Here is a 24,225-nt window from a genome sequence, read left to right on the forward strand (position 1 = left end):
ATCGCTCTCGCTTGGTGCGCTTTTTGGCCGTCGACTGCTCGTAATCACCAAAACCGAGCTGCTTGCTGCCCATGACCCCAGTCCGCAACTGCGATTACACGGATATTTTCGCGTGGCTGCCCTGGGTTTTCCAGAGTCTCCTTAGCTTTTTGAACGTTTTGAGGAGCACCTGCGGTCCGAGGGACTGGAGGCCCAGGGAGGTCGTCTTGGCCATGGGCGTCAATGCCGATGGTCGCCGCGAGCTGCTCGGCATCAAGGTGGCGACAGCGAAACCGAGAGCTTATGGAGCGAGTTCATTGGCTCGCTCATAATCACAGGCTTCTGCGGAGCAGTAGAACGCGGCCTCACTGGGGTCAAGCTCGTGATCAGCGACGCGCACGTGGGCCTCACCAAGGCGATCCGGCGGATGCTGCAGGGCAGCTGCAGGCAGCGCTGAAAGGCCCATTTCGCCAGAAACCTGCTCCAACGGGTGCCCAAGCCGCAAGGCTTCTGCGCAGCAGTAGGCGCATCAGGGCATGGTCACCGCTGCCCTGCGCTCGGTGTTTGCCCAGGAGAAGGTCTCTGAGATCGAGGCCCGCTGGGACGATCTGGCCAGCTCACTGGTGGAGCGCTTCCCCAAGGCCGCTGAGCTCATGCTGCACGCCCGGGAAGACAGACGTGCTGGCGTTTCGCCACTTCCAGCAGCAGCACGGGAAGAAGGTCTGGAGCACCAACCTGCTCGTGCAAGTCAATGAGGAGATCAAACGCCGCACTCGGGTGGTTGGCATCTTCCCGAACGACGCCTCGATCACTCGCCTGGTGGGGGCTGTGCTGTTGGAGCAGGACGAGCACTGGCAGCTCGAGGGCCGGCGCATGTTCTCCGCCGAGAGCATGGCCGCCATCCCCTCGCTGGAGGAGCTGCCTGCGCAGCCATCCCTCCAGGAAGCAGCGGCCTTAGCTGAGTTCCCAGCGGACATCACGGCCAAGATTGCAGGCGTAGGCCACAACCGATCGGCAATCCAGGCGAAAGACTTGACAAGTCAGTCGTATGGATTCACCTTGAACCAATGAGGTACATAGTTGCCTCGCGAATGACAGCTTTTCATTCACCCCTGTTCACCCTCAGATCAGGGCAATCGGGCCTCGAGATTTACACCACGCGAAGGGACGCGGCCCAAGCCAGAGCGACTGTGACTCACTTTAAATCAACCCTGAGTATACTCGGTCAATGGATCTGAGGCGTGAAACGCTGCTGCAGGAGGTCGTCCACCCTTGGCAACTGGCTTGGGATACAACAGCTCTATCAACGCCAGAAATAAATACCAGGGACCATGGTTTTCGTTTCCTTGAGGAAGATCTACCGACGCGTCAGGCTCAGACGTTGAAGAGGAACTCCATCACGTCGCCCTCCTGCACCACATACTCCTTGCCCTCGCTGCGCAGCCAACCACGGTTGCGGGCCTCCGGCAGGGAGCCCGCCTCCACCAACTGGGCGTAGGCCACGGTCTGGGCGCGGATGAAGCCCCGCTCGAAATCGGTGTGGATCACCCCGGCGGCCTGGGGGGCCGTCATACCGGAGGTGATCGTCCAGGCGCGGGTTTCCTTCTCGCCGGTGGTGAAGTACGTGCGCAGACCCAGCAGGCGGTAGGTGGCGTGGATCAGGCTCTGCAGCCCGCCCTCGCTCACCCCAAGGCTCTCGAGGTAGTCGCCGCGCTCGGCCTCACCCAGCTCGACCAGCTCCGCCTCCACCTGGGCTGAGATGCGGACGGCACCGGCACCTTCCCGCCCGGCCAGTTCCTCCACGGCACGGCTGAAGGCGTTGCCACCGGCCAGATCGTCTTCCGAAACATTGGTGGCGTAGATGATCGGCTTGGCGGTGAGCAGCCCCAGGGGCTTGAGCATCGGGGCCTCCTCCTCCCCCAGCTCCAGGTTGCGGGCGGCACCGCCCTGCTCCAGTTCCGCCTGGATCCTGGCCAGAACGGCATCTTCAGCCTGGGCCTCCTTGCTGGTGCGCGCCTGCTTCTTCAGGCGTTCGCGGCGCTTCTCGATCTGGCTCAGGTCCGCCAGACCCAGCTCGAGGTTGATCACTTCGGCGTCCCGCACCGGATCCACATCGCCCGACACGTGAATGACGTCGTCGTCCTCGAAGCAGCGCACCACGTGCACGATCGCGTCGACCTCGCGGATGTTGGCGAGGAACTTGTTGCCCAGGCCTTCACCCTGGCTGGCCCCCTTCACCAGACCGGCGATGTCGACGAACTCCACCCGGGTGGGCACGATTTCGCGGGAGCTGGACACATCTGAGAGCATCTTCAGCCGTGGGTCGGGCACGGCCACGACGCCCACATTGGGCTCGATGGTGCAGAAGGGGAAATTGGCCGCCTGGGCCTGGGCGTTGGCCACCAGGGCGTTGAACAGGGTGGATTTGCCCACGTTGGGCAGCCCCACAATTCCGGCTTTGAGCATGGGCTGCAATCTAGACGGGACCCCCCTTCGGCCACTGGGGCCACAGTTGGGGGCAACACCAGGAAGACTGGTCGTCATCCATGGAGCACGGCCATCGCCACGCGGATGCTCGAACAACACCCAGCCCCGAAGCCGCCCCAGGCTCCGCAGCCGTCCAGCGTGAACGCAGCGACTCCAGCGGTGGTTGGTCCAGCTCCGCGCCGCCCCTGGCGCCGGCTGGCCGCCGGGGCCGCAGCCCTGCTGCTGGTGGTGGGCGGTGTGACCCTCTGGCAGCGACAACGGCAGGCCGCCAAGCGCAGCAACCTGGCTGATTTCACGGTGCTGGCCGAGCGGGGCACCCTGCCGGGGGTGGTGAGCGCCAGCGGTGAGCTGGAGGCCGGCCGCAGCGTCAACGTCAGCCCCAAGCGCGGCGGGGTGCTCGAGTCGCTGTTCGTGGACGAAGGCGACCGGGTGAGCAAGGGCCAGCCCATCGCCCTGATGGACAGCGGTGACCTGCGCCAGCGGGAGCTGGAGCTGGGGGCCCAGGTGCGGCTGGCGGAAGCGGAGGAGATCCGTGCCCGCTCCGACTACGAGCGTCGTCTCAAGCTGTTTGCCGAGGGGGCCATCAGCGAGGACGACATCGTCTCGTTCCGCACCCGCGCCCTCACGGCCCTGGCCTCCCTTGATGCCGCCCGCAAGCGTTTCAGCCAACGCACCGTGGAGAGGGGGGAACTGACGATCCGGGCGCCCTTCGATGGACTGATCACCCAGCGGTTTGCCGACCCCGGCGCCTTCGTGACCCCCACCACCTCCGCTTCGTCCAGCGCCGGCGCCTCCAGCTCCTCGGTGGTGGAGCTGGCCCAGGGGCTGGAGGTGGTCGCCAAGGTGCCCGAAAACGACATCGGCCGCATCAGCATCGGCCAGAGCGCCAGCGTGCGGGTGGATGCCTTCCCCGACAAGCGCTTCGCGGCCCGGGTGATCCAGGTGGCACCGCGGGCGGTCAAGAACAACAACGTCACCTCGTTCGAAGTGAAGCTCTCCCTGAGCGACCCCGACAACCTGCTGCGCATCGGCATGACCGCCGACATCGACTTTCAGACCGGCAGCCTTCCCCCCCAGACCCTGGTGCCCACAGTGGCGGTGGTCACCGAGGAAGGGAAGCCGGGAGTGCTGCTGGTGGGCAAGGACAACCAACCCCGCTTTCAGCCGGTGACCCTGGGCTCCAGCAGTGGCCCCAACACCCAGATCATCACCGGACTCGAGCAGGGCACCCGGGTGTTCATCGACCTGCCCCCCTGGGCGAAGAAGCGGGGCTCCTGACAGGGGCAGGGGAGCGGCGGAAGCACGGCCTGAGGCCCGATCAGCCCGAAGCGCCGGCGCTCAGGAATCTGCGGCTGGCCTCGAGGATCCGGCCGCTGGCCTGACCATCACCGAAGGGGTTCCTGGCCTGGGCCATGGAGGCATAGGCCTGGGGATCGTCCAGCAGCCGGCTGGCCTCGCTCACGATTGAAGCGCTGTCCGTGCCGATCAGGCGCGCCGTTCCAGCCGTGACCGCCTCAGGCCGCTCCGTGGTGCGTCGCAGCACCAGCACGGGCTTACCCAGGGCCGGTGCCTCCTCCTGCAGACCGCCGGAATCGGAGAGCAGCAGGGTGCAGCCCCGGATCGCCCCCACCAGCTGGTCGTAGTCAAGTGGTTCGCACAGGTGGGCGCGGGGATGGCTGCCCAGCAGCTCCTGCAGGGGCTCGCGCACCGTGGGGTTGCGGTGCAGGGGCAGCAACAGGGCCGTGTCGGGGTGGAGATCCAGCAGCTGGCGGAAGCCCTCGGCGATGCTGGTGAGCCGCTCGCCCCAGTTCTCGCGGCGGTGAACCGTGGCCAGGATCACCCGCTGGCGCTCCCAGTCGAGGCCTGAAATCCGGGGCAAGGGGGCCGAGGTGGCCCTCAGCAGCAGGGCATCGATCACCGTGTTGCCCGTCACCAGGATCTCTCCCACCACACCGGAGCCCTTGAGATTCGCCTCGGAGACATCGGTGGGGGCGAAATGCAGCTGGGCCAGCTGGGAGATCAAGCGCCGGTTGGCCTCCTCCGGAAAGGGGTCCAGCAGGTTGTCGGTGCGCAGGCCGGCCTCCACGTGGCCCACCGGGATCTGCTCGTAGAAGGCCGCCAGGGCCGAAGCGAAGGCCGTGGTGGTGTCGCCCTGCACCAGCACCAGCTGGGGGCGATGCTCGAGAAACTCCTCGCGCAGGCCCTGCAGGGCCGCGCAGGTGACATGGGTGAGGGTCTGCTTCGGCGCCATCAGAGCCAGGTCGCGGTCGGGGCTGAGCCCGAACAGGTCCATCACCTGAGCCACCATCTCCCGATGCTGTCCGGTGAGCACCACCCGGGTGCGAAAACCTGGATCGGCCTGGAACGCCAGGATCACCGGTGCCAGCTTGATCGCTTCTGGCCGGGTGCCCAGAACGATGCTCACGAGCGGTGCAGTGGCGGTCAAGGGAGCGAGGCGGTGGCTGGGATCCTAGGCAAGGGCTCCTGAATCTCCTGCCGGTCTTCCGCCGGTCTCCAGCCGACGCCAGGCTGCTGGCGCTGGGCCACCCTGGCGGCCCTTAAGAGCGGGTGGCCAGGCGGATCAGCAGCAGACTGGCCAGGCCCAGGGACAGGCCGAGCATCGCCAGACGGCCATTCCAGATCTCCGCCTGGGGCGTGAAACCGCGGCGCCAGGCGTTCAGTTCCTGCGGGTCGACGTCGACGGGCTCGAGCTGGTTCTCACTGATCTCAGCAGGGGCCATCTGTTCTCGTCCCAAGACAGAGTTGAAAACACTCTAAAGCGATTAACAACAGGTCCGCGTGTCGTAAAGGCTGCCGGCCTGCTCCAGCGGAAGACGGGCCAGCACCCCCAGATCGCAGGTGCTGCGGGCGCCGCCGGCCAGCCGAGCCGCCGCCGCCACGCCGATCATCGCCGCATTGTCGGTGCAGTAAGCCAGGGGAGCAACCCGCCACTGCAGGCCGAGGGAGGCGCAGCGCTCTGCCATGGTCTGTCGCAGGCGCTGATTGGACGCCACACCGCCCACCAGCACCACGGTGTCCAGGCCCTGATCCAGGGCACAGCGGCAGCTGCGCTCCACCAGCACCTCCGCCACCACGCGCTCAAAGCTGGCGGCAATGTCGGCCAGCGGCAGCTCGGGCAACTCCTGCTCCAGGCGCTGCACCAGCCGCAGCACGGCCGTCTTGAGGCCACTGAAGCTGAAGTCGTAGGGGTGGAAACCTCCCTCAGGCCGCGACACCCGGCCCTTGGGCAAGGGGAAGCGCCGGGGGTCCCCGGCCACTGCCGCCATCTGGATGGCGGGGCCACCGGGGTAACCCAGTCCCAGCAGCCGCGCCACCTTGTCGAAGGCCTCGCCGGCGGCGTCGTCATGGCTGCGGCCAAGCCGCCGGTAGGCCCCGATCCCCTCCACCCGCACCAGTTCGGTGTGACCGCCGCTGACCAGCAGCACCAGGTAGGGGCCGGGCGGCAGGGGCTCCCCCAGCTGCACCGAGCAGAGGTGACCCTCCAGATGGTGCACCCCCAGGAAGGGCAGATCGTGCAGGCGAGCGAGGGTGCGGCCGGTGACCGATCCCACCAGAAGGGCCCCCACCAGGCCTGGCGCCACCGTGGCGGCGATGCCATCGAGATCGCCGTAGCTCAGGCCCGACTCGGCCATCACCCGCTCCACCAGCTGGGGCAGGGCCTCCACATGGCGGCGGGAGGCGATTTCCGGCACCACGCCCCCCCAGCGGGCGTGCTCCTCCACCTGAGACGCGACAGCGCTGGCCAGCACCGTGCAATCACGCACAATCGCAGCCGCTGACTCGTCACAACTTGTTTCGAGGGCCAGAACCGTTGGCATGGCGCCCAGGGAGCTCCCTTACTGTCCGCGAGTGACATCCTGCCCCGCGGCCCCACGCCGATGCAGGGCTCCGCAGGGCACTCCCCCCGGCTTCTACCCAGGCTCTCCATGCGACGTCTTCTCCCCCGCCTGTGCGCGGTTCTGCTCTCGGCCTTCCTCCTCGTGGGCTTTGCGCCTGTGGCTTCAGCCGAGGCCTCGGTGGCCGGGCTGACCCCCTGTGCCGAGAGCGCCCGCTTCCAGCAGCGTGCCTCGGCTGCCCAGACCGACCAGGCCAAGGCACGCTTCAACGTGTACAGCCAGTCGCTGTGCGGCGATGACGGCCTGCCCCATCTGATCGTGGATGGCCGCTTCAGCCACGCCAGTGATTTCCTGATCCCTGGGCTTCTCTTCCTCTACATCGCCGGCACGATCGGCTGGGCCGGCCGCTCCTATCTGATGGCGATCCGCGGCAGCAAGGACGCCACCATGCGTGAGATTCAGATCGACATGCCCCTGGCGTTCAAATCCACCCTGGGAGCCGCCGTCTGGCCCCTGGCCGCCTTCAACGAGTTCGTTGGCGGAAAGATGATTGAAGCCGATTCCAAAGTGACCGTTTCCCCCCGCTGATTCCTGGAACCATGAAAAAATTCCTCACCACCGCTCCCGTCGTTGCCGCCGTCTGGTTCACCCTCACGGCCGGAATCACGATCGAGATCTTCCGCTTCTTTCCTGACCTGATCCTCCGCCCGCTCTGAGGGAACGTCTCTGAGGGAACATTCACCCTTCAGTCGCCCTGCTGCGCTCGGATCTCAACGACTGATCGACCGGAGATGACGGATGTCTGTTCGCCATGTCCTGTTCGTTCTCCCACTCGCCTTCCGATTTCCATTCAGATTCCATCAGCGGCCCCCCGGGGCCGCTTTTTTTATGGCGGTTGGTCAGCCGGCGGCCAGGCCAAGGGCCGCTTCCAGCTCAGCCACGGCCGCGTCCAGATCGCCATTCACCAGCACCGCGTCAAATTCCGCTTCGGCCTCCAGCTCCTGGTGGGCGCGCTCCAGCCGCCGCTGGATGGCCTCCTCGCGCTCGGTGCCCCGCCCGCGGATGCGCCGCTCCAGCTCCTCAAAACTGGGGGGCTTGATGAACACCTGAAACCCGGCAGGAAAACTCTGCCGCACCTGACGGGCTCCCTCCAGCTCGATCTCCAGCAGCACGGCCTGCCCCTGCTCCAGATGCTCCTCCACCGGTCCCCGCGGCGTGCCGTAGAAGTTGCCGGCGAACTCGGCCCACTCCAGGAAGCCCCCTGCCTGCACCTGGGCCTCGAAACGCTCGCGATCGAGGAAGCGATAGGTGGTCCCATCGATCTCAGCGGGTCTGGGGGCCCGGGTGGTGGCCGACACCGACAGCCAGAGGCGGGGATGGCGCTGGAGGAGAGCCGCCACCAACGTGCCCTTGCCCACACCGCTGGGGCCGCTGATCACGGTGAGCCGTCCTGGCGTTGAAGGGGATCCCATGGGGGTTTTCGGCTGGCCAGCAGAGTAGGGGGATCCCAGCGCACGCTCCGGCGTGAAGCGGCAGCCCATGGCGCCCCAGACCCAGCCCAGCCTGGCCATCCAGGCCATGGACCTCACCAGCCTGCGGGCGGTGCTGGCGGAGCTGCGTCCGCTGCTGGTGCCGGCGCGCTTCGAGAAGGCGCAGCAGCCCAATCCCCACACCCTGCAGCTGGGGCTGCGTGGCCTGAGCGGCATGCGCTGGCTGGAGATCAGCTGGCTGGCGGCCGCTCCCCGGCTGCTGGCGATCCCGCCGCCGCCCAGGCAGGGGGACGGCAGCACCCTGGCCCGGGTCCTTCAGCACGGCCTCGGAGGGCTGGCCCTGGTGGCGATCGAGCAGGAGGGCTTCGAGCGGGTGGTGGATCTGCATTTCGCGCCCAGGCCCGGAGAGCCCAGCGGCCGCCGCCTGGTGGTGGAGCTGATGGGTCGCCACAGCAACGTGTTCCTGCTTGATGCCCAGGGGCGGGTGGTGAGCCTGGCCCGGCAGGTGCGGGAGCAGCAGTCACGGCTGCGGCCGATCACCAGCGGCTCCTCCTACACCCGTCCGCCGGCCCTGCAGTCGGATCCCCCCAGCCTCGCGGAGTCGCAGGAGCGCTGGCGGCGGCGGCTGCAGCTGGTGCCGGTGACGCTGCGCCAGGCCCTGCAGCAGACCTACCAGGGGATCAGCCCAGCCCTGGCGCTGCAGCTGGCCGCTGGCGCCGCTGAGCCAGCGGCTGAGCTGCTGGCCCGGCCGGTGGACACGCTCAGCCAGGTCCACTGGGATCATCTCTGGGAGCACTGGCAGCGCTGGCTGCACGATCTGGAGCAGGAGCGCTTCGGCTGGGATGCCGACAGCGCCGGCACGGGCTCCAGCCACTACCGCTGCTGGGGCACCGCCAGCCGCGGGCCCGTGAACGCCCCCCTGGCGGCCTACTACCGCCAGCGACTGGGCCAGGGTGAGCTGCAGCAGCGCCGGACGAGCCTGGAGCTGAAGCTGCTGGCCGCCCGCGAGCGGGAAGACCGCCAGCGGCAGCAGCAGCAGGACCTGCTCGATCAGGTGGAGAGCGGCGATGAACTCAGTCGCACAGCTGACGGCCTGCTCTGCCTGGCGGCCCCCAGCCGTGAGCAGGTGGCCGAGGCCCAGGCCCTCTACAAGCGGGCGCGGCGACTGCGGCGCTCGGTGGTCTCGATCACTCCCCGGCTGGAGCTGCATCAGCGCCAGCTGGAGCGTCTCGACGCCAGCCTGGCCTTCCTGGCCCTGCACAGCCCAGATCTCAGCAGCGGCGACGGCAACGGCCACCACGGAGGGGATCTGGAGGAAGCCCTCCGCCAGCTGGAGGCCCTTGAGCAGGAGAGCGAAGAGCTGCTGGCCCGAGGAGGCGCCGAGGGGCGTCAGTCTCGCCGCCGTGCCCCGCCGCGCTCAGCAGCGGGCACCCCATCGCCCCTGGAGCTGCTCACCCCCGGCGGCCTGAGGGTCCAGGTGGGACGCAACCATCGCCAGAACGAGTGGATCAGCCTGCGTCAGGCCCGCCGTGGCGACCTCTGGTTCCACGCCCAGGAGTGCCCCGGCAGCCACGTGATGCTCAAGGCCTCGGCCGCGGAGGCCGCGGAGGCCGACCTCCAGCTGGCCGCTGATCTGGCCGCCCACTTCAGCCGTGCCCGACACAATGGTCGGGTGGCGGTGCTGAAGGTGCCCTCGGATCAACTGCAACGAATCGCCGGGGCTGTGGCCGGCACCGTGACCCATCGGGGGGGTGAGGTGGTCTGGGCTTCACCGCAGCGGGCCGCCCACTGGCTCGCCGCGGTGGACTCCGTGTCTAAGGTCCCAGCGGAGCCTGGGCCATGAGCGAACCAACCCCCACCACAGCCAGCAATCCAGCCAGCGGCACCGCCCTGCCCGCGCCGGCACCCATCCGCGTCAGCCGCCCGGATGAGTTTCCCGGCGAAGTGGAAATGAGCCTGCTGGAGCACCTGGAGGAGCTGCGGCGGCGGGTGCTGCGCAGTCTGCTGGCCCTGGTGGTCTCCGCAGCTGTCTGTCTGGTGCTGGTGCGGCCGCTGGTGCGCCTGCTGCAGGTGCCGGCGGTGGGCATGCGCTTCCTCCAGCTGGCGCCCGGGGAGTTCCTGTTCGTCTCCATCAAGGTGGCTGGCTACGCCGGCCTCACCCTGGTGCTGCCCTACATCCTCTATGAGCTGCTCTCCTTTGTGCTGCCAGGGCTGACCCGACGCGAGCGGCGCCTGGTGGCCCCAGCCGTGGCGGCATCAGCCGTGCTGTTCGTGGTGGGGCTGGCCTTCGCCTGGTGGGCGCTGGTGCCGGCGGCCCTGCGCTTTCTGGTGAACTACGGCGCCGATGTGGTCGAGCCGATCTGGTCGATCGAGCGCTACCTCGACTTCGTGCTGCTGTTGATGGTGGCCACCGGGCTGGCCTTCGAACTGCCGGTGCTGCAGCTGCTGCTTGGGGCCTTCGGGCTGGTGGGGTCCCGCACCATGCTCGGCGCCTGGCGCTGGGTGGTGCTGGGATCGGCCCTGGCCGGTGCCGTGCTCACGCCCTCCACCGACCCGGTCACGATGCTGCTGCTCACCGGAGCGATCACGGCCCTGTTCCTGATCGGCGTGGCCCTGGTGGCGCTGGTGGAGCAGGTGCGACCCGAGCCCGCCTGAGCGGGACGAGCCGGGGTTGATCTCAGAGCAGGAATTCGCTGCTGCGCCCATCGGCGGCCGGCTCCAGAGCCAGGCTCATGGCCTTCCCCAACCGCGGCCGGTCCTTGGTGGTGCTGAGCCAATCCCTCACCTGCTCCGCCACCTGGAGGTTGTTGAGCACTTCCACCAGCTCCCGCAGACGGGCCTCATAGCCGGCGGCATCCAGCGGGAAGGACTGCTGCTCCAGGTAGGCCCACATCACCTGCAGGTACAACCTCCCCCGGCGCTGGACCAGCTGCAGGTCGTAGGAGGCCTGCCAGCGGGAGCGCAACAACGTGATCACCTCTTCATAGCGAAGGGGCGCAGAGGCGGAGGCAGGGGCGGGATCGGACAACAGCGAAGCCAGCAACGGGGACGGCGGGGTGGAGCGCAGCGACGGAGCTGACAACAGCATGTTGCGGCAAGGGCTCAGACTCCCGCTTTGGGCCCCGGTGGCCGGAGGGGCAACGGTCATAATGGGCGGCACGTTGCTTCGGCACCAAGGAACGCCTCGTATGACCCAGATCCCAGTGAGCGATGTGCCCGGAATGGGTCGTCGGCAGTTCATGAATCTGCTCACCTTCGGCACGGTCACCGGGGTTGCCCTTGGTGCTCTGTACCCCGTGGTCAACTACTTCATCCCCCCCAAGGCCGCCGGCGGTGGTGGCGGCACCACGGCCAAGGATGAGCTGGGCAACACCGTCACCGCCACGGGCTGGCTTTCCACCCACAAAGAAGGCGACCGCAGCCTGGTGCAGGGGCTCAAGGGTGACCCCACCTACCTGCTGGTGGAGGGCCCCGAGGCGATCGGCAGTTACGGCATCAACGCCATCTGCACCCACCTCGGCTGCGTCGTGCCCTGGAACAGCGGCGCCAACAAGTTCATGTGCCCCTGCCACGGCAGCCAGTACGACGCCACCGGCATGGTGGTGCGCGGTCCGGCACCCCTCTCCCTGGCCCTGGCCAACGTCACGGTCGAGAACGACACCGTGTTCCTGAGCCAGTGGAGCGACACCGACTTCCGCACCGGCGACAAGCCCTGGTGGGCCTGATCTTCCGCGCTCTCCCCCTCCTTCGTCGCCCGTTCCCCCACCCCCCATGCGCCGCTCCCTCTCCCTGCTGCTGAGCTCCCTGCTCGTTGCCGCTGCCCTCCTGGTGGCTCCCCAGGCCAGTTGGGCCTATCCGTTCTGGGCCCAGCAGAATTACGACAGCCCTCGCGAAGCCACCGGCAAGCTCGTCTGCGCCAACTGCCACCTGGCCAAGAAGGCCACCCAGATCGAGGTGCCCCAGGCCGTGATGCCCGACACCGTTTTCAAGGCGGTGGTGAAGATTCCCTACGACACGGCAACCCAACAGGTGGGCGCCGATGGCAGCCGCTCCGGGCTGAATGTGGGGGCCGTGGTGATGCTGCCCGATGGCTTCAAGCTGGCTCCGCCGGAGCGCCTGAGCGATGAGCTGAAGGAGGAAACCGCTGGGGTGTACTTCACCCAGTACAGCGACAACGACCCCAACATCCTGTTGGTGGGTCCCCTGCCCGGCGATCAGCACCAAGAGATCGTCTTCCCGATCCTCTCGCCTGATCCCGGCAGCGACAGCTCGATCCACTTCGGCAAGTATTCGATCCACGTGGGCGGCAACCGCGGCCGCGGTCAGGTGTATCCCACCGGCGAGAAGAGCAACAACACGGTGTTCAATGCCACCGCCGACGGCACCGTGGCCGCCATCAGCGCCGGTGAGAACGGAGCCTCGGTGGTGGAGATCAGCACCGCCGATGGTCAGAGTGTGAGCGACACGATTCCGGCCGGTCCCTCCCTCACCGTGGCGGTGGGTGACAGTGTCAGCGCCGGCGCCCCCATCTCCGATGACCCCAACGTGGGTGGATTCGGTCAGCTGGATGTCGAGATCGTTCTTCAGAACCCTGTGCGTCTCTACGGAATGCTCGCCTTCTTCGCCGCCGTAGCCCTGGCCCAGATCATGCTGGTGCTGAAGAAGAAGCAGGTGGAGAAAGTTCAGGCCGCCGAGGGCATCTGACCCCTCTGGCCACCACGCCGTTCGCCTGAGTGCATTCGTTGGAGTTTCTCTCCCCGGCCACGACCCTGGCTGTGTTCAGCTCGCCGGGGCCCCTGATCTTTCAGTTGGGCCCCTTTTCCCTGCGTTGGTACGGCCTGCTGATCGCCCTGGCGGTGCTGATCGGCCTGCTGTTGGCCACCCGGCTGGGGAAGGCACGCAACATCGATCCCGTGCTGATCGCAGACCTGCTGCCGCTGCTGGTGCTGGCGGCGGTGCTGGGCGCCCGCCTCTACTACGTGTTGCTGGAATGGCGCCAGTATCAGCTCAACTGGCTGGAAGCCCTGGCCATCTGGCGAGGGGGCATCGCCATCCATGGAGCTTTGATCGGGGGCACTCTGGCTGTGATCGCCTATTGCCGCTGGCGCAAGCTGGCCTTCTGGAACCTGCTGGATGTGCTGGTCCCCTCCGTTGCCCTCGGCCAGGCGATCGGTCGCTGGGGAAACTTTTTCAACTCTGAGGCGTTCGGCCTGCCCACCGACCTGCCCTGGAAGCTCTACATCCCCACCCTCAACAGGCCGGCCCCCTTCCTCGATCAGCAGTATTTCCATCCCACGTTCCTCTACGAATCGATCTGGAACCTGGGCGTGGTGGCCCTGTTGCTGCTGTTGTTCCGTGCCGGGATCAAGGGTCGGATCCCCCTGCCTGCAGGGGCCCTGAGCTGCGTTTACCTGGTGAGCTACAGCCTCGGCAGGGTCTGGATTGAGGGGCTGCGCACCGACCCCCTCTGCCTGTTCTCGACACCGCCGTTCTGTGAAGGAGGGCTGCGCATGGCCCAGCTGATGAGCCTGCTGCTGATCGCCCTCGGCAGCTTCGGCCTCTGGCGGCTCTATGGCCAGGGCCGCTCCCTTCCCGATCCTGGTGCTGCCCAACCCCTGCCGCGGAACCCCTCTTGATCGCCAGCTCCACTGCAGTGCCCGGCGCTGAGCACCCGGTGTTGATCGTCGGAGCCGGACCCGGCGCCATCGATCTGATGACTGTGCGGGCCACCCGTGCCGTTGAAGCCGCCGACGTGCTCGTGTGGACCGATTCGCTGGTCTCACCCCAGATCGCGGCCCTGGCACCGCAGCACTGCGAGCGGATCCGCACCAGCACCCTCACCCTCGAGGAGGTGCTGGAGCTGGTGGTGGCGCGGGCGCGGGCGGGATTGCGGGTGGTGCGCCTGCACGATGGCGATCCCTGCCTCTACGGAGCCCTGGCGGAGCAGATCTGCCGCCTCGCCGACGCCGGCCTCGAGGTGGAGGTGGTGCCGGGATTGAGCGCCTATCAGGCCACCGCGGCGGCCCTCAAGGCCGAGCTCACCATCCCTGGCCTGGTGCAGACCATCGTGCTCAGCCGCGCCGGTGGGCGTACGGGAGTGCCGGAGCGCGAGTCACTGGCGCATCTGGCCTCCCTGCGGGCCTCCCTCTGTCTGTATCTGAGCGCCCGCCACGTGGAGGCGGTGCAGCAGGAGCTGCTGGAGCACTATCCCGCAGACACACCGGTGGCCATCGGCTACCGGGTGAGCTGGCCGGATCAGTGGCTGCAGGTGGTGCCGCTGGAGCAGATGGCGGCCGTGAGCCGCGAGCGACAGTTGATCCGCACCACCCTTTATGTGATCAGCCCGGCGCTGGCCGCGCCTGAGCAGGCCCGCTCAAGGCTTTATTCCGCCAGTCATGATCATCTGTTCCGGCCAGCGACAGCCACTGCTGAGCCCGAAGCTGCCACCGGAGCAGCCGCACGGACAGCGGGGGGAGCAGGCGGCTGAACCACGGTGTTTTAGGATCAGCGGGTGCGGGCGATTAGCACAGCGGTAGCGCACTTCCTTCACACGGAAGGGGTCACTGGTTCGAATCCAGTATCGCCCATTCTTTTCTTCCGGCCGGGCCTCACTCCGGCCACTCAGTCGACGGCGGGCCCGAATCAGGCCGCCACCGGACTGCAGACCAGTTCGGCGTGCAGGATCTCCATCACCTCAAGAATCCGGACGGAATCGCTGGGATCAAGGTCCAGCTGAGCAGCAAGATCCGTGAGGATCTGTTGTTCCTGGGCCACCAGTGGTCCATCGGAGCGCATGATCTCAGCCGCCACTGCGTAGGCCGTGCGGCGCTCGTGGGGATCCAGTTGCAGAGCCGCCCGGGCCATCAGGATCGGTGCCCCATCCCGCCGCAGATCAGCCAACAGCCGGTCGAACAGTTGAATCATCGCCGCGTCCCCCAGCTGATTGAAGGGGACGCGGTAATCGAGGGAGTGGCGCAGGGCCCGGGAGCCGGCACGGGTGAGCACCCCGTCCCAGGAGACGGCGGCGAGGGCCACGGCCACAAAAGCGGTCGGAGAATCCATGGATCTGGCAGCAGGAATGTGCTGCCTCTGTCATGGCGACAGCGGGGCCGATCCTGCGGTCGTCGTCGCTACCGGCCTTCAGATTCCACCAGCAACTTCACCCCGGTGGCCTCCGCCAGGGGCTCGGCGCAGGCCTGCAGGCTCCAGCGCTCCAGGCTCAGATCCAGGGATGAGGCCGACTCCAGCCCGATGCTCAGCTCAGTGGTGCTGCAGGCGATGCGCAGGCCCGCCACCGCCGGGGTGGGGCGGCGATCCAGGGAGGCGGCCAGCCGCAGCAGAATCGCCATGGCGTTGACGGTCTGCCTCTGCTCACGGCCCGGCAGCAGCAGCCAGGCTTCGTGGCGCTTCTTGGGAAGACTGCGACGGTGATAGCGGGCGATCGCCGCCACCATCAACTGCTCGGTTTCGGAGTAGCCCAGCAGGTCGCCGTGGCGGATCAGATACCAGCTGTGTTTGTGATAAGCGGAAATGTTGATGTGCTGACCTGAGGCGTGGAGCATCGCGGCGGCCCAGAGCAGTTGTCGCCCTTCGCCATCGTCGTGGTGCAGCACCCCGCGGCAGCGGTCGTAGAGGCTGAGGGCATGCTGGGCCACCCGCTCGGCCCGGGCCTGGTCGACGCCGTAATGCTGGGCCAACTGCAGCACCGTGCGCCGACGGATCGAGCTCTGGTAGGTGAAGCGATCGACAATGAGGTCGTGGCGCAGCATCCAGTCGACGATCAGGCCCTCGCGCAGGGCCCGCTCACTGATCACCAGCTCCCCGGCCTGGAGCATCGCCATCGCCTGCTGCAGCACCAGGGCCCCCGGCACGATGATCTCGGCGCGGCGCTCATTGATCGCAGGCAGGGAGCGCCGCTGCTCCGGGGTCAGGGTCGTCAGCCTGTTCACCTGCTGATCGATCTGCTCCCGGCTCATGCGGAATCCCTGCAGGCGCAGGGGGGTGCGCTCCTGCTCGGCGGCCACCAGCGACGCCAGAGCCGTGGCGGTGCCGCTGGTGCCCACCATCACTGGCACCTCCCCAGGCCGCAGTTTGCGCTTCACCCGCTCCACCGCCGGCTCCAGCGACCCCTGGATGAACGCCCGCAGAAAGGTCAGTCGAGCCGCCGGCAGCGGATCCTCGCGGATGAAGTCGCGCAGCAGCCGCACCGCTCCGATACGGGTGCTGGTGAGTTCACGGGCGTCGGCCCCGTCGGCCAGGATCAGCTCCGTGGAGCCACCGCCGATGTCGAGGATCAGGTGTGGGGTCTCCCCGAAGGCCATTCCCGAGAGCACGCCGAGATAGATGAGGCGGGCCTCTTCCTGGCCACTGACCAGATCCACCTCCAGCCCCAGTTGCTCCTGCACCGCCTGCACGAACAGCCGTCCATTGGGCGCCTCCCGCACCGCACTGGTGGCGGCCGTGAGAACTTGCTCCACCCCGTGGCTCTCGGCCAGCTGAAGGTAGTGGCGCAAGGCGATGAAGGCGCGCTCGATCGCCTCGGGCGTGAGCTCGCCCGTCTCGGGGTCCCGCTCCCCCAGGCGGGTGGTCGACTTCTCCGCCAGCACCAGGCGAAAACTGCGCAACTCAGGGTCCACCGCCGCAATCAGCAGATGGATGGAGTTGGTGCCGATGTCGATGGCCGCCACGTAACGCAGTCCGTCGCCGGAGCCCTCTTTGGCGGGAGCGGCCACGGGGGCGGCGGGGTCGGAAGGGACCATCGGACGACCGGCCGGCGCGACTCGCGCCACTTTGCCACCGAAGCCCACCATTGAGCTGCGCCGCTGAAGTCCCCCAGCCCCGGAGCGCCGTAACCTGCGCTGATGAACATCCGCGCCTCCCTGCGGGGTTGGTTCGAGCTGCTGCGCTGGCACAAGCCCAGCGGGCGTCTGATCCTGCTGATCCCAGCCGGCTGGGCCCTCTGGCTCACGCCCCAGGCCCCGCCGGCGACATCCCTGGTGGGCCTGATCGTGGCCGGTGGCCTGGCCGTGAGCGGTGCCGGCTGCGTGGCCAATGACCTCTGGGACCGGCGCATCGATCCACTGGTGGAGCGCACCCGAACGCGCCCCCTGGCCAGTGGCCGGGTGGGGGTGGCCGAAGCGGTGGCCTTGCTGCTGGCCTGCCTGCTGATCGCTCTGGCGGTGGTGCTGGCTCTGCCGGCGGCCGGCCGCGGCCTCGGCCTGGCCCTGGCGCTCGCCACCCTGCCGCCGGTGCTGCTCTACCCCTCGGCCAAGCGCTGGTTCGCCTATCCCCAGCTGGTGCTGGCGCTCTGCTGGGGCTTCGCGGTGCTGATCCCCTGGGCCGCGGCCACGGGCGGCCTGGCGGGGGGCTGGCCCCTGGCGCTGGCCTGGCTGGCCACGCTGCTGTGGACCTTCGGCTTCGACACCGTGTACGCCATGGCCGACCGGGAGGATGACGCCGCCCTGGGGGTGCGCAGCAGTGCCCTCAGCCTGGGGCAGGCCGCCGGCGGCGCGGTGTCGCTCAGCTATGGCGCCGCCGCGCTGCTGCTGGCCGCAGCGGCCCATGGCGCCGGGGTGAGCTGGATCTTCTGGCCCCTCTGGGCTCTGGCGGCGGCGGGCATGCAACGGGAAGCCGGTCGCCTGCGGGGGCAACCGCCCCGCTCCCGGTTTGGAGAGCACTTCAGCCGCCAGGTGCAGCTCGGCTCGCTGCTGCTGCTGGCCCTGGTGCTGGGGCGCGGGGCATGAGCGACTGGTTGCCACCGCCCCTGCGGCCGGGGGACCGGGTGAGGCTGGTGGCGGCCAGCTCCGCCCTGGGGGAGCGCCAGCGGCTGGAGGCAGGCATCGCCGTGCTGGAGGGCTGGGGCCTGACGGTGGAGCTGCCCTTTGTGCCGGAGCGGCGCTGGGGGTATCTGGCCGGCCGCGACCATGAACGCCTGGCCGATCTGCTCACGGATGGCGAGACCAGCCCCGAAGCACTCACAGCCACAGCCGGGCCGGCCGCACTGCTGGCCTGCGTGCGCGGCGGCTGGGGCGCGGCGCGGCTGCTGGAGCAACCGCTGCCCCTGCCTGAGGGCTGGCTGCTGGGCTTCTCCGATGTGACCTCCCTGCTGCTGGCCCAGCAGGCCCGGGGTCTGCGCGGCGCGGTCCATGGCCCGATGATCACCACCCTGGCGGCCGAGCCGGCCTGGAGCCAGGAGCGGCTGCGCCGGCTGCTCTTCGGCGAAGCGCCGGGGGCATTGCAGGGAACCCCATGGCGTGGCGGGAGGGCCGAAGGGCCGCTGCTGGTGGCCAACCTCACCGTGGCCACCCATCTGCTGGGCACCGAGCACCTGCCCGATCTCCAGGGGGCGGTGCTGATCCTTGAAGACGTGGGCGAGGCCCCGTACCGGATCGAGCGCATGCTCACCCACTGGCGCCTCTGCGGCGCCCTGCAGCAGCTGGCCGGGATCGGCTTCGGCAGCTTCCAGGGCTGTGACGAGCCCGACGGGGAGCGGGTGTCGGCCGGGGAACGCTTCAGCCTTGAGCAGGTGCTGCGCGAACGCACCGCCGACCTCGGCATTCCCATGCTCGCAGGGCTTCCCGTGGGCCATGAGCCCGGCAACGGCGCCCTGCCGCTGGGGGTGCCCTGCCGCCTGGACGGGGAGTGCGGCGAACTGAGCCTGCTGCTCTAGGAGCCGCCGCTGCGGGCCGCCAGCACCGCCTCGGCGATGGTGAGATCAAAGGGGGTGGTGAGCTTGATGTTCGAAGCCGGGGCCTCGATCACCCGCACCGGCCAGCCCAGGCGCTCAAACAGGGAGGCATCGTCGGTGACGCTCCAGCCCTCGCTCGCCGCCGTGGCATGGCCGCGGCGCAGCTGGGCCAGAGGGAAACCCTGGGGCGTCTGGGCCGCCCACAGCATCCGGCGATCGGGGGTGTCCTCGATCGTGCCGTCGGCGGCCACCCGCTTGATCGTGTCCGACACCGGCACCGCGGCGATCACGGCCTCACCGCGGGCGGCCGCGGCGGCGCAGCGGCTGATCAATTCCGGCTCCACCAGGCAGCGGGCACCGTCGTGGATCAGCACCGCTTCCGCCTCCGGCGGCAGGGCCGCCAGGCCCAGGCGCACCGACTCCTGGCGGGTCTCACCGCCCTCCACCCAGAGCACGGGCCGATCGGGCGCAGCGGCCGCCACCACAGCCGCCACCTCCGCCTGATCACAGGCCTGGCCCACCAGAGCGATCCAGCTGATCTCAGGGGTGGCGAGGGCCGCCTCCAGGGTCCAGGCCAACACGGGGCGCCCCGCCAGGGGAAGCAGCAGCTTGTTGCGCTCGGCACCCATCCGGCGGCCACTGCCGGCGGCGGCGATCAGCAAATGCACAAGGGACTCCCGCGCTACGGACAAACCAGACCGGATTCATACAATCAGGCCGCCAGCCAGCCTTGCAGCCACTGCCCCGATGCGTGTTCTAGTACTGATCCCGGGCGGCATGGCAACCCAGCTCCAGGCGATTCCGGCCGTGGCCGCCGTGGCCGCCAGGCTCCAGGCCCAGGTGCAGGTGGCCTGTCCCGCCGGGGTGGGGGCGGCCTGGAAGCTCGTGCCGGCGGTGGAGAAAGTGCTGGGCTACAGCTTCGATGGGGCGGTGAGCCTGGCCGACTGGGCGAACCTGCTGGGAGGCGTGCGCGAACCCGATTTCCAGGTCTGCCTGAACCTGGGCAGCGGCTGGCCCATCGATCTGATGCTGTCGCTGGGCCACATCCCCACCCGGATCGCCACCGGCGGCTTCTCTGCCACCACCACCGTCAGCCGCCAGGCGGGATGGCCCAACCAGACCCTCGAAGCCTGGCTGCGGCCGATCGGCGTGCCCCTCGATGCCGCCAGCTACCGCCTCAGCCTGCCCAAGCCCACCCTGGAGGAGGCAGTGGCTGCGGCTCCAGCCGGCGATGGCCCGCTGCTGCTGCTCGCCCCTGACCCCGAGCCCACGGCAGCAGAACCCGACTGGCCGGCCCAGCGCTGGCAGGAGCTGCCGCAGGCGATCCGCGCCCGGTTGCCCCAGCTGCGCGTGCTGCAGGCCCGCCGTGACGGCAGCCCCCTGGAGCGGGCCGCCCAGGTGGCGGCCGCCGACGTGGTGCTCAGCAGCGACCCGATCACCACCGAATTGGCCCTGCTCAGCGGCACCCCTCTGGTGGCGCTGGGTCGCAGCGGCGACAGCCTGCCCCACCGCCCTGGTGTACAAGGGCTCGGTGCGGCAACGTCCCTGCAGGATCTCGATGTTGCTGACGTCCTGCAGGCCCTCGGTCTGGGCTGAGCATCCCCCCATCAACCCCGGCGTCTCGGATGCTTCCACCCTCCAGGCGTCGCCGCCCCAGGCCCCCCTCCTCCAGAATCCGCCGACCCTGGCGGTCCCCCCTGATCGCCCTGGTGGCCCTGGTGAATGTATCGGCGGCGGGCTACCGCTACACCGAGGGCTGGGACTGGGGCGACTGCTACTGGATGGTGCTGGTGATCCTCACCACCCTGGGCTGGAGCGACGGCACCACCGAGCCCCTCTCCGGGGCAGGCCGTGTGGTCACCACCCTCTCGATCGCCGGGGGGCTGGTGGTGGTCCAGGTGGCGATCCAGAGCCTGCTGGGGCTCACCGAATCCGGCTACTTCCGGCGGATGCGCGAGCTCCGCTTCCGCCGCTGGCTTCTCACCATGAATGACCACGTGATTCTCTGCGGCTATGGCCGCATCGGCCGAGAGATCGCCGATCAGATCACCGCCGAGGGTGTGCCGTTGCTGGTGGTGGAAATGGATCAGGGCCGCAAGGAGGCCGCCGAGGAGCAGGGCCTGCCGGTGCTGCAGGCCGATGCCACCCTCGATGAAACCCTGCTGGAGGCGGGCATTCACCACTGCCGCAGCCTGGTGGCGGCCCTGCCCAACAACGCCGCCAATCTCTATGTGGTGCTCAGTGCCCGGGGCATTGCGCCCCGCTGCCGCCTGATCGCCCGCTCCGACAGTGATGAGGCGGCGCGCAAGCTGCGGCTGGCCGGCGCTGATCAGGTGGTGAGCCCCTATGTGGCCGGCGGCCGCAGCATGGCCGCCACGGCCCTGCGCCCCCTGGCGGTGCAGTTCATGGACCTGCTGGCGGGATCGGAGTGTGAGGTGGAGGAATTCCAACTCAGCGCCAACGGCCAGCTGCTGGGGGATCTCAACGGCCGCACTCTGGCCGAACTGGAACTGCGCCGGCGCACCGGCGCCCTGGTGCTGGCGGTGCGCATGCCCGCCCCGAAGGCGAACAACCCATCGGTGTACCGAGGGATCACCAACCTGCCGCCGCCGCCGAAGCTGATCGCCAATCCCAATGGCGATGTGAGGCTGCTGGCGGGCCAGCTGCTGGTGGTGATGGGCAGCAAGGAGGAACTGCAGCGCTTTGCCCAGCTGCTGGGCCCCGCCGTCGAAGGGGTCGAAGCGATGACCAACTGAGCGGGGCCAGGGGGCGCATACGATCGCCCTCACCCTGCTCTCCCGCCGATGACCGGATCCGCTGTTGCCCCACTCACGGGCCAGGTGGCTCTGGTCACCGGAGCCAGCCGCGGCATCGGCCGGGCCATCGCCCTGGAGCTGGCTGCCAGTGGAGCCGAAGTGGTGGTGAACTATGCGGCATCCGCTGAGGCGGCCAAAGCGGTGGTGGCCACCATCACCGCCGCCGGCGGCAGGGCCTGGAGTCACCGGGCCGATGTCTCTCAGGAGGCGGAGGTGGAGGCCATGGTCCAGCAGGTGCTGGAGCGCAGCGGCCGCCTTGATGTGCTGGTGAACAACGCCGGCATCACCCGCGACGGCTTGCTGATGCGCATGAAGACCGCCGACTGGCAGAGCGTGATCGACCTCAACCTCAGTGGTGTCTTTCTCTGCAGCCGCGCCGTCTGCCGCACGATGCTCAAGGCCCGCAGGGGCCGCATCATCAACATCACCTCGGTGGTGGCGCTGATGGGCAACCCCGGCCAGGCCAACTACAGCGCCGCCAAGGCCGGGGTGATCGGCCTCACCCGCAGCACCGCCGCCGAGCTGGCCAGCCGTGGGGTCACCGTCAACGCCGTCGCCCCGGGCTTCATCGCCTCCGACATGACCAAGAACCTGGACGTGGAGCGGATTCAGGCGGCCATCCCCCTGGGCCGGCTCGGTCAACCTGAGGATGTGGCCGGGGTGGTGCGTTTTCTGGCCGCCGATCCCGCCGCCGCCTACATGACCGGCCAGGTGCTGCAGGTGGATGGGGGCCTGGTGATGCGCTGAAGCGTGATCACCCGATCACGACTGGATCGGCTGCCCCAGTTCCTCGCGCAGGCGGCGGATGCGCTGCAGCAGCCGCAGGCGACGGCTGCGGGCCGTGATCGTCAGAAAGAGCCGCAGGGGCACATAGATCAGGGCCATCGCCAGGCCCAGGCCGGCGATGACCAGGAACACCATCAGGCTGGCCCCGGAAACCGAATCAATCGCCGGATCGGTGAGCGCATCGGCCACCGACGCCGAGAGGCTGGCGCGCAGGTTGTCCTCCATCTCAGGACCCTATCGGCAGAGGGTGCCGGCCGCAGCGCCCGGGTGGGGCCAGCGATTCGGCTTTCCCCACCAGCTTGACCCTGACTGGACCACGTCCGCTGTGGGACGCTGAATCTGACTGGGTGCGGCGGCCGTGCCCGGTTCCGCCTGGGAGGTCGTTCCACCCCGGCGTCAGACCTTTTTCCACCTCCTGCACGACCGATGGCCAAGCTGATCAGTTTTTCCGACGCCTCCAGGGGCTCGCTCGAGCGGGGGGTGAATGCCCTGGCGGATGCCGTGCGGGTCACGATCGGGCCCAAGGGCCGCAATGTGGTCCTGGAAAAGTCGTTTGGTGCGCCCGACATCGTCAATGACGGGGTGACGATCGCCAAGGAGATCAGCCTGGAGGATCCCTTCGAGAACGTGGGCGCCCGGCTGATCCAGCAGGTGGCCTCCAAGACCAAGGACCAGGCCGGTGATGGCACCACCACCGCCACGGTGCTGGCCCAGGCCCTGGTGCACGAGGGGCTGCGCAACGTGGCGGCCGGCGCCAACCCGGTGGGGCTGCGCCGCGGCATGGAGCGGGCGGCCGCCCGGGTGGTGGAGGGCATCGCCGCCCTCTCCCAGCCCGTGGCCGGCGACGCCATCCGTCAGGTGGCCACCGTGAGCTCCGGCGGTGATGAAGAAGTGGGCCGGATGGTGGCCGAGGCCATGGACAAGGTGAGCACCGACGGGGTGATCACCGTGGAGGAATCCCGCTCCCTCTCCACGGAGCTGGAGGTGACCGAGGGCATGGCCTTCGATCGCGGATACTCCTCTCCTTACTTCGTCACCGATGGCGACCGCCAGGTGTGCGAGTACGACAGCGCCCTGCTGCTGGTGACCGATCGCAAGATCAGCAGCATCAACGATCTGGTGCCGGTGCTGGAGGCCGTCTCCCAGGCCGGTGCCCCCCTGGTGATCCTGGCCGAGGAAGTGGCCGGTGAAGCACTCGCCACCCTGGTGGTGAACAAGAACAGAGGAGTGCTGCAGGTGGCAGCCGTGCGTGCGCCGGGATTCGGCGACCGCCGCAAGGCCATGCTCCAGGACATCGCCATCCTCACCGGCGCCACCTTGATCAGCGAAGACCGGGCCATGACGCTCGACAAGGTGGCCCTGAGTGACCTCGGCCGCATGCGCAGGATCACGATCAGCAAAGACAGCACCACGATCGTCGGCACTGAAGACCACAGCGCTGCCGTGGCCGATCGGGTGGCCTCGATCCGCCGCGAACTGGAGGCCACCGAATCCGAGTACGACCGCGAAAAGCTGAATGAGCGCCTGGCCAAACTGGCTGGTGGTGTGGCCGTGATCAAGGTGGGCGCCCCCACCGAAACGGAGCTGCGCAACCGCAAGCTGCGCATCGAAGACGCCCTCAATGCCACCCGCGCCGCGGTGGAGGAAGGCATCGTGGCCGGCGGCGGGTTCACCCTGCTGCAGCTGGCCACCGACCTTGACCCGTTCATCGCCGAGCAGAGCGGGGATGAGCGCACCGGCGCCGAGATCGTGCAGCGGGCCCTGGCGGCACCGGCCCGCCAGATCGCCAACAATGCCGGCGCCAACGGCTCGGTGGTGGTGGCAGAAGCCCAGCGCCTCGGCAAGGGCTACAACGCCATCACCGGCTCCTACGACGACATGGTGGCCGTCGGCATTCTCGATGCCGCCAAGGTGGTGCGCCTGGCCCTGCAGGACGCCGTCTCGATCGCCGCGATGCTGATCACCACCGAAGTGGTGATCACCGACAAGCCGGAACCGCCTGCCCCCGCTGGCGGCGGCGGCATGGACCCCATGGGCGGTATGGGTGGCATGGGAGGAATGGGCGGCATGGGCATGCCCGGCATGATGTGATCCAGCGCGCGGGCCGCTGCTTCAGCGGCCCG

27 protein-coding genes and 1 tRNA gene are annotated in these 24,225 nt (G+C 68.6%); 18 read left to right on the forward strand and 10 right to left on the reverse strand.

Annotated elements, in window-relative coordinates; all coding sequences use genetic code 11:
• Nucleotides 1-310 precede the first annotated feature (310 nt).
• Nucleotides 311-436, forward strand: coding sequence for a transposase (locus tag KQ304_RS00500; protein WP_259735198.1), 126 nt, complete (start codon nt 311-313; stop codon nt 434-436).
• 221 nt (nt 437-657) lie between these two features.
• Nucleotides 658-1,050 carry a transposase gene (locus KQ304_RS00505; protein ID WP_259735174.1) on the forward strand — a complete coding sequence of 131 codons (393 nt, stop codon included), beginning with the start codon at nt 658-660 and terminating at the stop codon, nt 1,048-1,050.
• A 303-nt stretch (nt 1,051-1,353) separates the two neighbouring features.
• Here KQ304_RS00505 and ychF read toward each other — a convergent pair whose 3' ends face one another.
• The gene (gene ychF, locus KQ304_RS00510; RefSeq protein WP_259735175.1) at nt 1,354-2,445 is read right to left on the reverse strand and encodes a redox-regulated ATPase YchF; all 1,092 of its coding nucleotides are present in this window, start codon (nt 2,443-2,445) and stop codon (nt 1,354-1,356) included.
• Nucleotides 2,446-2,625: 180 nt separating this feature from the next.
• Between ychF and KQ304_RS00515 the strand changes: the two genes are divergently transcribed.
• Nucleotides 2,626-3,744: an efflux RND transporter periplasmic adaptor subunit gene (locus KQ304_RS00515; RefSeq protein WP_399228026.1), complete on the forward strand. Its 1,119-nt coding sequence runs from the start codon at nt 2,626-2,628 to the stop codon at nt 3,742-3,744.
• Between the two features lie 40 nt (nt 3,745-3,784).
• Here KQ304_RS00515 and wecB read toward each other — a convergent pair whose 3' ends face one another.
• From wecB to tsaD, 3 genes are all read right to left on the reverse strand, one after another.
• Nucleotides 3,785-4,891 carry a non-hydrolyzing UDP-N-acetylglucosamine 2-epimerase gene (wecB, locus tag KQ304_RS00520; RefSeq protein WP_259735176.1) on the reverse strand — a complete coding sequence of 369 codons (1,107 nt, stop codon included), beginning with the start codon at nt 4,889-4,891 and terminating at the stop codon, nt 3,785-3,787.
• Nucleotides 4,892-5,024: 133 nt separating this feature from the next.
• Nucleotides 5,025-5,207 (reverse strand): high light inducible protein, encoded by a 183-nt coding sequence (locus KQ304_RS00525; protein WP_259735177.1) that lies wholly within the window; start codon nt 5,205-5,207, stop codon nt 5,025-5,027.
• A 42-nt stretch (nt 5,208-5,249) separates the two neighbouring features.
• Nucleotides 5,250-6,305, reverse strand: coding sequence for a tRNA (adenosine(37)-N6)-threonylcarbamoyltransferase complex transferase subunit TsaD (tsaD, locus tag KQ304_RS00530; protein ID WP_259735178.1), 1,056 nt, complete (start codon nt 6,303-6,305; stop codon nt 5,250-5,252).
• Nucleotides 6,306-6,413: 108 nt separating this feature from the next.
• Between tsaD and KQ304_RS00535 the strand changes: the two genes are divergently transcribed.
• On the forward strand, nt 6,414-6,911 hold the full coding sequence (locus tag KQ304_RS00535; protein WP_259735179.1) for a Photosystem I reaction center subunit III: 498 nt from the start codon (nt 6,414-6,416) through the stop codon (nt 6,909-6,911).
• Between the two features lie 11 nt (nt 6,912-6,922).
• A complete protein-coding gene (locus KQ304_RS00540; protein WP_259735180.1) occupies nt 6,923-7,039 on the forward strand; it encodes a Photosystem I reaction center subunit IX in 117 nt (38 codons plus the stop codon).
• A gap of 183 nt (nt 7,040-7,222) precedes the next feature.
• Here KQ304_RS00540 and gmk read toward each other — a convergent pair whose 3' ends face one another.
• Nucleotides 7,223-7,795 (reverse strand): guanylate kinase, encoded by a 573-nt coding sequence (gene gmk / locus KQ304_RS00545; protein WP_259735181.1) that lies wholly within the window; start codon nt 7,793-7,795, stop codon nt 7,223-7,225.
• A gap of 67 nt (nt 7,796-7,862) precedes the next feature.
• Here gmk and KQ304_RS00550 point away from each other — a divergent pair, with 67 nt between their 5' ends.
• Complete coding sequence (locus KQ304_RS00550; RefSeq protein WP_259735182.1) at nt 7,863-9,656, forward strand: NFACT family protein; 1,794 nt, start codon at nt 7,863-7,865, stop codon at nt 9,654-9,656.
• Complete coding sequence (tatC, locus tag KQ304_RS00555; protein ID WP_259735183.1) at nt 9,653-10,468, forward strand: twin-arginine translocase subunit TatC; 816 nt, start codon at nt 9,653-9,655, stop codon at nt 10,466-10,468. The genes KQ304_RS00550 and tatC overlap by 4 nt, the downstream gene beginning before the upstream one ends.
• A 22-nt stretch (nt 10,469-10,490) precedes the next feature.
• On the opposite strand, the gene KQ304_RS00560 is transcribed toward tatC, so the two are convergent.
• Entirely contained in the window at nt 10,491-10,901 is a 411-nt protein-coding gene (locus tag KQ304_RS00560) for a DUF3067 family protein (protein ID WP_259735184.1), read from the reverse strand.
• Nucleotides 10,902-11,001: 100 nt separating this feature from the next.
• Here KQ304_RS00560 and petC point away from each other — a divergent pair, with 100 nt between their 5' ends.
• The 5 genes from petC to KQ304_RS00585 all read left to right on the forward strand — a co-directional run bounded on the left by petC (nt 11,002) and on the right by KQ304_RS00585 (nt 14,400).
• The gene (gene petC, locus KQ304_RS00565) at nt 11,002-11,538 is read left to right on the forward strand and encodes a cytochrome b6-f complex iron-sulfur subunit (protein WP_259735185.1); all 537 of its coding nucleotides are present in this window, start codon (nt 11,002-11,004) and stop codon (nt 11,536-11,538) included.
• Between the two features lie 46 nt (nt 11,539-11,584).
• Nucleotides 11,585-12,517: a cytochrome f gene (petA, locus tag KQ304_RS00570; protein ID WP_259735186.1), complete on the forward strand. Its 933-nt coding sequence runs from the start codon at nt 11,585-11,587 to the stop codon at nt 12,515-12,517.
• Between the two features lie 38 nt (nt 12,518-12,555).
• Nucleotides 12,556-13,449: a prolipoprotein diacylglyceryl transferase gene (lgt, locus tag KQ304_RS00575; RefSeq protein ID WP_259735187.1), complete on the forward strand. Its 894-nt coding sequence runs from the start codon at nt 12,556-12,558 to the stop codon at nt 13,447-13,449.
• A complete protein-coding gene (gene cobM / locus KQ304_RS00580; protein WP_259735188.1) occupies nt 13,446-14,300 on the forward strand; it encodes a precorrin-4 C(11)-methyltransferase in 855 nt (284 codons plus the stop codon). The genes lgt and cobM overlap by 4 nt, the downstream gene beginning before the upstream one ends.
• Nucleotides 14,301-14,328: 28 nt before the next feature.
• Nucleotides 14,329-14,400: transfer RNA gene (locus KQ304_RS00585), tRNA-Val, on the forward strand.
• Nucleotides 14,401-14,455: 55 nt separating this feature from the next.
• Here the strand turns inward: KQ304_RS00585 and KQ304_RS00590 are convergent.
• Nucleotides 14,456-14,875, reverse strand: a complete 420-nt coding sequence (locus tag KQ304_RS00590; RefSeq protein ID WP_259735189.1) for a tellurite resistance TerB family protein — start codon at nt 14,873-14,875, stop codon at nt 14,456-14,458.
• Nucleotides 14,876-14,943: 68 nt separating this feature from the next.
• Nucleotides 14,944-16,572 (reverse strand): Ppx/GppA phosphatase family protein, encoded by a 1,629-nt coding sequence (locus tag KQ304_RS00595; RefSeq protein WP_259735190.1) that lies wholly within the window; start codon nt 16,570-16,572, stop codon nt 14,944-14,946.
• A gap of 102 nt (nt 16,573-16,674) precedes the next feature.
• On the opposite strand from KQ304_RS00595, the gene KQ304_RS00600 reads away from it, so the two are divergent.
• Entirely contained in the window at nt 16,675-17,556 is an 882-nt protein-coding gene (locus KQ304_RS00600; RefSeq protein ID WP_259735191.1) for a 4-hydroxybenzoate polyprenyltransferase, read from the forward strand.
• A complete protein-coding gene (locus KQ304_RS00605; protein ID WP_259735192.1) occupies nt 17,553-18,482 on the forward strand; it encodes an LD-carboxypeptidase in 930 nt (309 codons plus the stop codon). Before KQ304_RS00600 ends, KQ304_RS00605 begins: the two co-directional genes overlap by 4 nt.
• Here KQ304_RS00605 and ispD read toward each other — a convergent pair.
• The gene (gene ispD / locus KQ304_RS00610) at nt 18,479-19,168 is read right to left on the reverse strand and encodes a 2-C-methyl-D-erythritol 4-phosphate cytidylyltransferase (RefSeq protein WP_259735193.1); all 690 of its coding nucleotides are present in this window, start codon (nt 19,166-19,168) and stop codon (nt 18,479-18,481) included. The genes KQ304_RS00605 and ispD overlap by 4 nt on opposite strands.
• A gap of 109 nt (nt 19,169-19,277) precedes the next feature.
• Here ispD and KQ304_RS00615 point away from each other — a divergent pair, with 109 nt between their 5' ends.
• The 3 genes from KQ304_RS00615 to fabG are packed head-to-tail and all read left to right on the forward strand — an operon-like array spanning nt 19,278 to nt 22,063.
• A complete protein-coding gene (locus tag KQ304_RS00615; RefSeq protein ID WP_259735194.1) occupies nt 19,278-20,096 on the forward strand; it encodes a glycosyltransferase family 9 protein in 819 nt (272 codons plus the stop codon).
• Nucleotides 20,097-20,125: 29 nt separating this feature from the next.
• Entirely contained in the window at nt 20,126-21,256 is a 1,131-nt protein-coding gene (locus KQ304_RS00620) for a TrkA family potassium uptake protein (RefSeq protein WP_259735195.1), read from the forward strand.
• A 48-nt stretch (nt 21,257-21,304) separates the two neighbouring features.
• On the forward strand, nt 21,305-22,063 hold the full coding sequence (fabG, locus tag KQ304_RS00625; protein ID WP_259735196.1) for a 3-oxoacyl-[acyl-carrier-protein] reductase: 759 nt from the start codon (nt 21,305-21,307) through the stop codon (nt 22,061-22,063).
• 15 nt (nt 22,064-22,078) lie between these two features.
• Here the strand turns inward: fabG and KQ304_RS00630 are convergent, their stop codons facing one another.
• Nucleotides 22,079-22,327, reverse strand: a complete 249-nt coding sequence (locus KQ304_RS00630; protein ID WP_259735200.1) for a hypothetical protein — start codon at nt 22,325-22,327, stop codon at nt 22,079-22,081.
• A gap of 201 nt (nt 22,328-22,528) precedes the next feature.
• Here KQ304_RS00630 and groL point away from each other — a divergent pair, with 201 nt between their 5' ends.
• Nucleotides 22,529-24,193 carry a chaperonin GroEL gene (groL, locus tag KQ304_RS00635; protein ID WP_259735197.1) on the forward strand — a complete coding sequence of 555 codons (1,665 nt, stop codon included), beginning with the start codon at nt 22,529-22,531 and terminating at the stop codon, nt 24,191-24,193.
• The last annotated feature ends 32 nt before the right edge of the window (nt 24,194-24,225 follow it).

Origin of the sequence: Synechococcus sp. CS-1329 (assembly GCF_025128055.1) — a bacterium.
Lineage (GTDB): Bacteria > Cyanobacteriota > Cyanobacteriia > PCC-6307 > Cyanobiaceae > Regnicoccus_A.

Bases quoted from the DNA above. Each gene is read 5' to 3' on its own strand.
- KQ304_RS00540 (WP_259735180.1), top strand. From the start codon at position 6,923: ATGAAAAAATTCCTCACCACCGCTCCCGTCGTTGCCGCCGTCTGGTTC.
- KQ304_RS00590 (WP_259735189.1), bottom strand. From the start codon at position 14,875: ATGGATTCTCCGACCGCTTTTGTGGCCGTGGCCCTCGCCGCCGTCTCC.
- petA (WP_259735186.1), top strand. From the start codon at position 11,585: ATGCGCCGCTCCCTCTCCCTGCTGCTGAGCTCCCTGCTCGTTGCCGCT.
- tsaD (WP_259735178.1), bottom strand. From the start codon at position 6,305: ATGCCAACGGTTCTGGCCCTCGAAACAAGTTGTGACGAGTCAGCGGCT.
- KQ304_RS00615 (WP_259735194.1), top strand. From the start codon at position 19,278: ATGGCAACCCAGCTCCAGGCGATTCCGGCCGTGGCCGCCGTGGCCGCC.
- petC (WP_259735185.1), top strand. From the start codon at position 11,002: ATGACCCAGATCCCAGTGAGCGATGTGCCCGGAATGGGTCGTCGGCAG.
- KQ304_RS00535 (WP_259735179.1), top strand. From the start codon at position 6,414: ATGCGACGTCTTCTCCCCCGCCTGTGCGCGGTTCTGCTCTCGGCCTTC.
- ychF (WP_259735175.1), bottom strand. From the start codon at position 2,445: ATGCTCAAAGCCGGAATTGTGGGGCTGCCCAACGTGGGCAAATCCACC.
- KQ304_RS00525 (WP_259735177.1), bottom strand. From the start codon at position 5,207: ATGGCCCCTGCTGAGATCAGTGAGAACCAGCTCGAGCCCGTCGACGTC.
- KQ304_RS00560 (WP_259735184.1), bottom strand. From the start codon at position 10,901: ATGCTGTTGTCAGCTCCGTCGCTGCGCTCCACCCCGCCGTCCCCGTTG.
- gmk (WP_259735181.1), bottom strand. From the start codon at position 7,795: ATGGGATCCCCTTCAACGCCAGGACGGCTCACCGTGATCAGCGGCCCC.
- tatC (WP_259735183.1), top strand. From the start codon at position 9,653: ATGAGCGAACCAACCCCCACCACAGCCAGCAATCCAGCCAGCGGCACC.
- KQ304_RS00605 (WP_259735192.1), top strand. From the start codon at position 17,553: ATGAGCGACTGGTTGCCACCGCCCCTGCGGCCGGGGGACCGGGTGAGG.
- groL (WP_259735197.1), top strand. From the start codon at position 22,529: ATGGCCAAGCTGATCAGTTTTTCCGACGCCTCCAGGGGCTCGCTCGAG.
- KQ304_RS00620 (WP_259735195.1), top strand. From the start codon at position 20,126: ATGCTTCCACCCTCCAGGCGTCGCCGCCCCAGGCCCCCCTCCTCCAGA.
- fabG (WP_259735196.1), top strand. From the start codon at position 21,305: ATGACCGGATCCGCTGTTGCCCCACTCACGGGCCAGGTGGCTCTGGTC.
- KQ304_RS00600 (WP_259735191.1), top strand. From the start codon at position 16,675: ATGAACATCCGCGCCTCCCTGCGGGGTTGGTTCGAGCTGCTGCGCTGG.
- KQ304_RS00550 (WP_259735182.1), top strand. From the start codon at position 7,863: ATGGCGCCCCAGACCCAGCCCAGCCTGGCCATCCAGGCCATGGACCTC.
- KQ304_RS00595 (WP_259735190.1), bottom strand. From the start codon at position 16,572: ATGGTCCCTTCCGACCCCGCCGCCCCCGTGGCCGCTCCCGCCAAAGAG.
- KQ304_RS00630 (WP_259735200.1), bottom strand. From the start codon at position 22,327: ATGGAGGACAACCTGCGCGCCAGCCTCTCGGCGTCGGTGGCCGATGCG.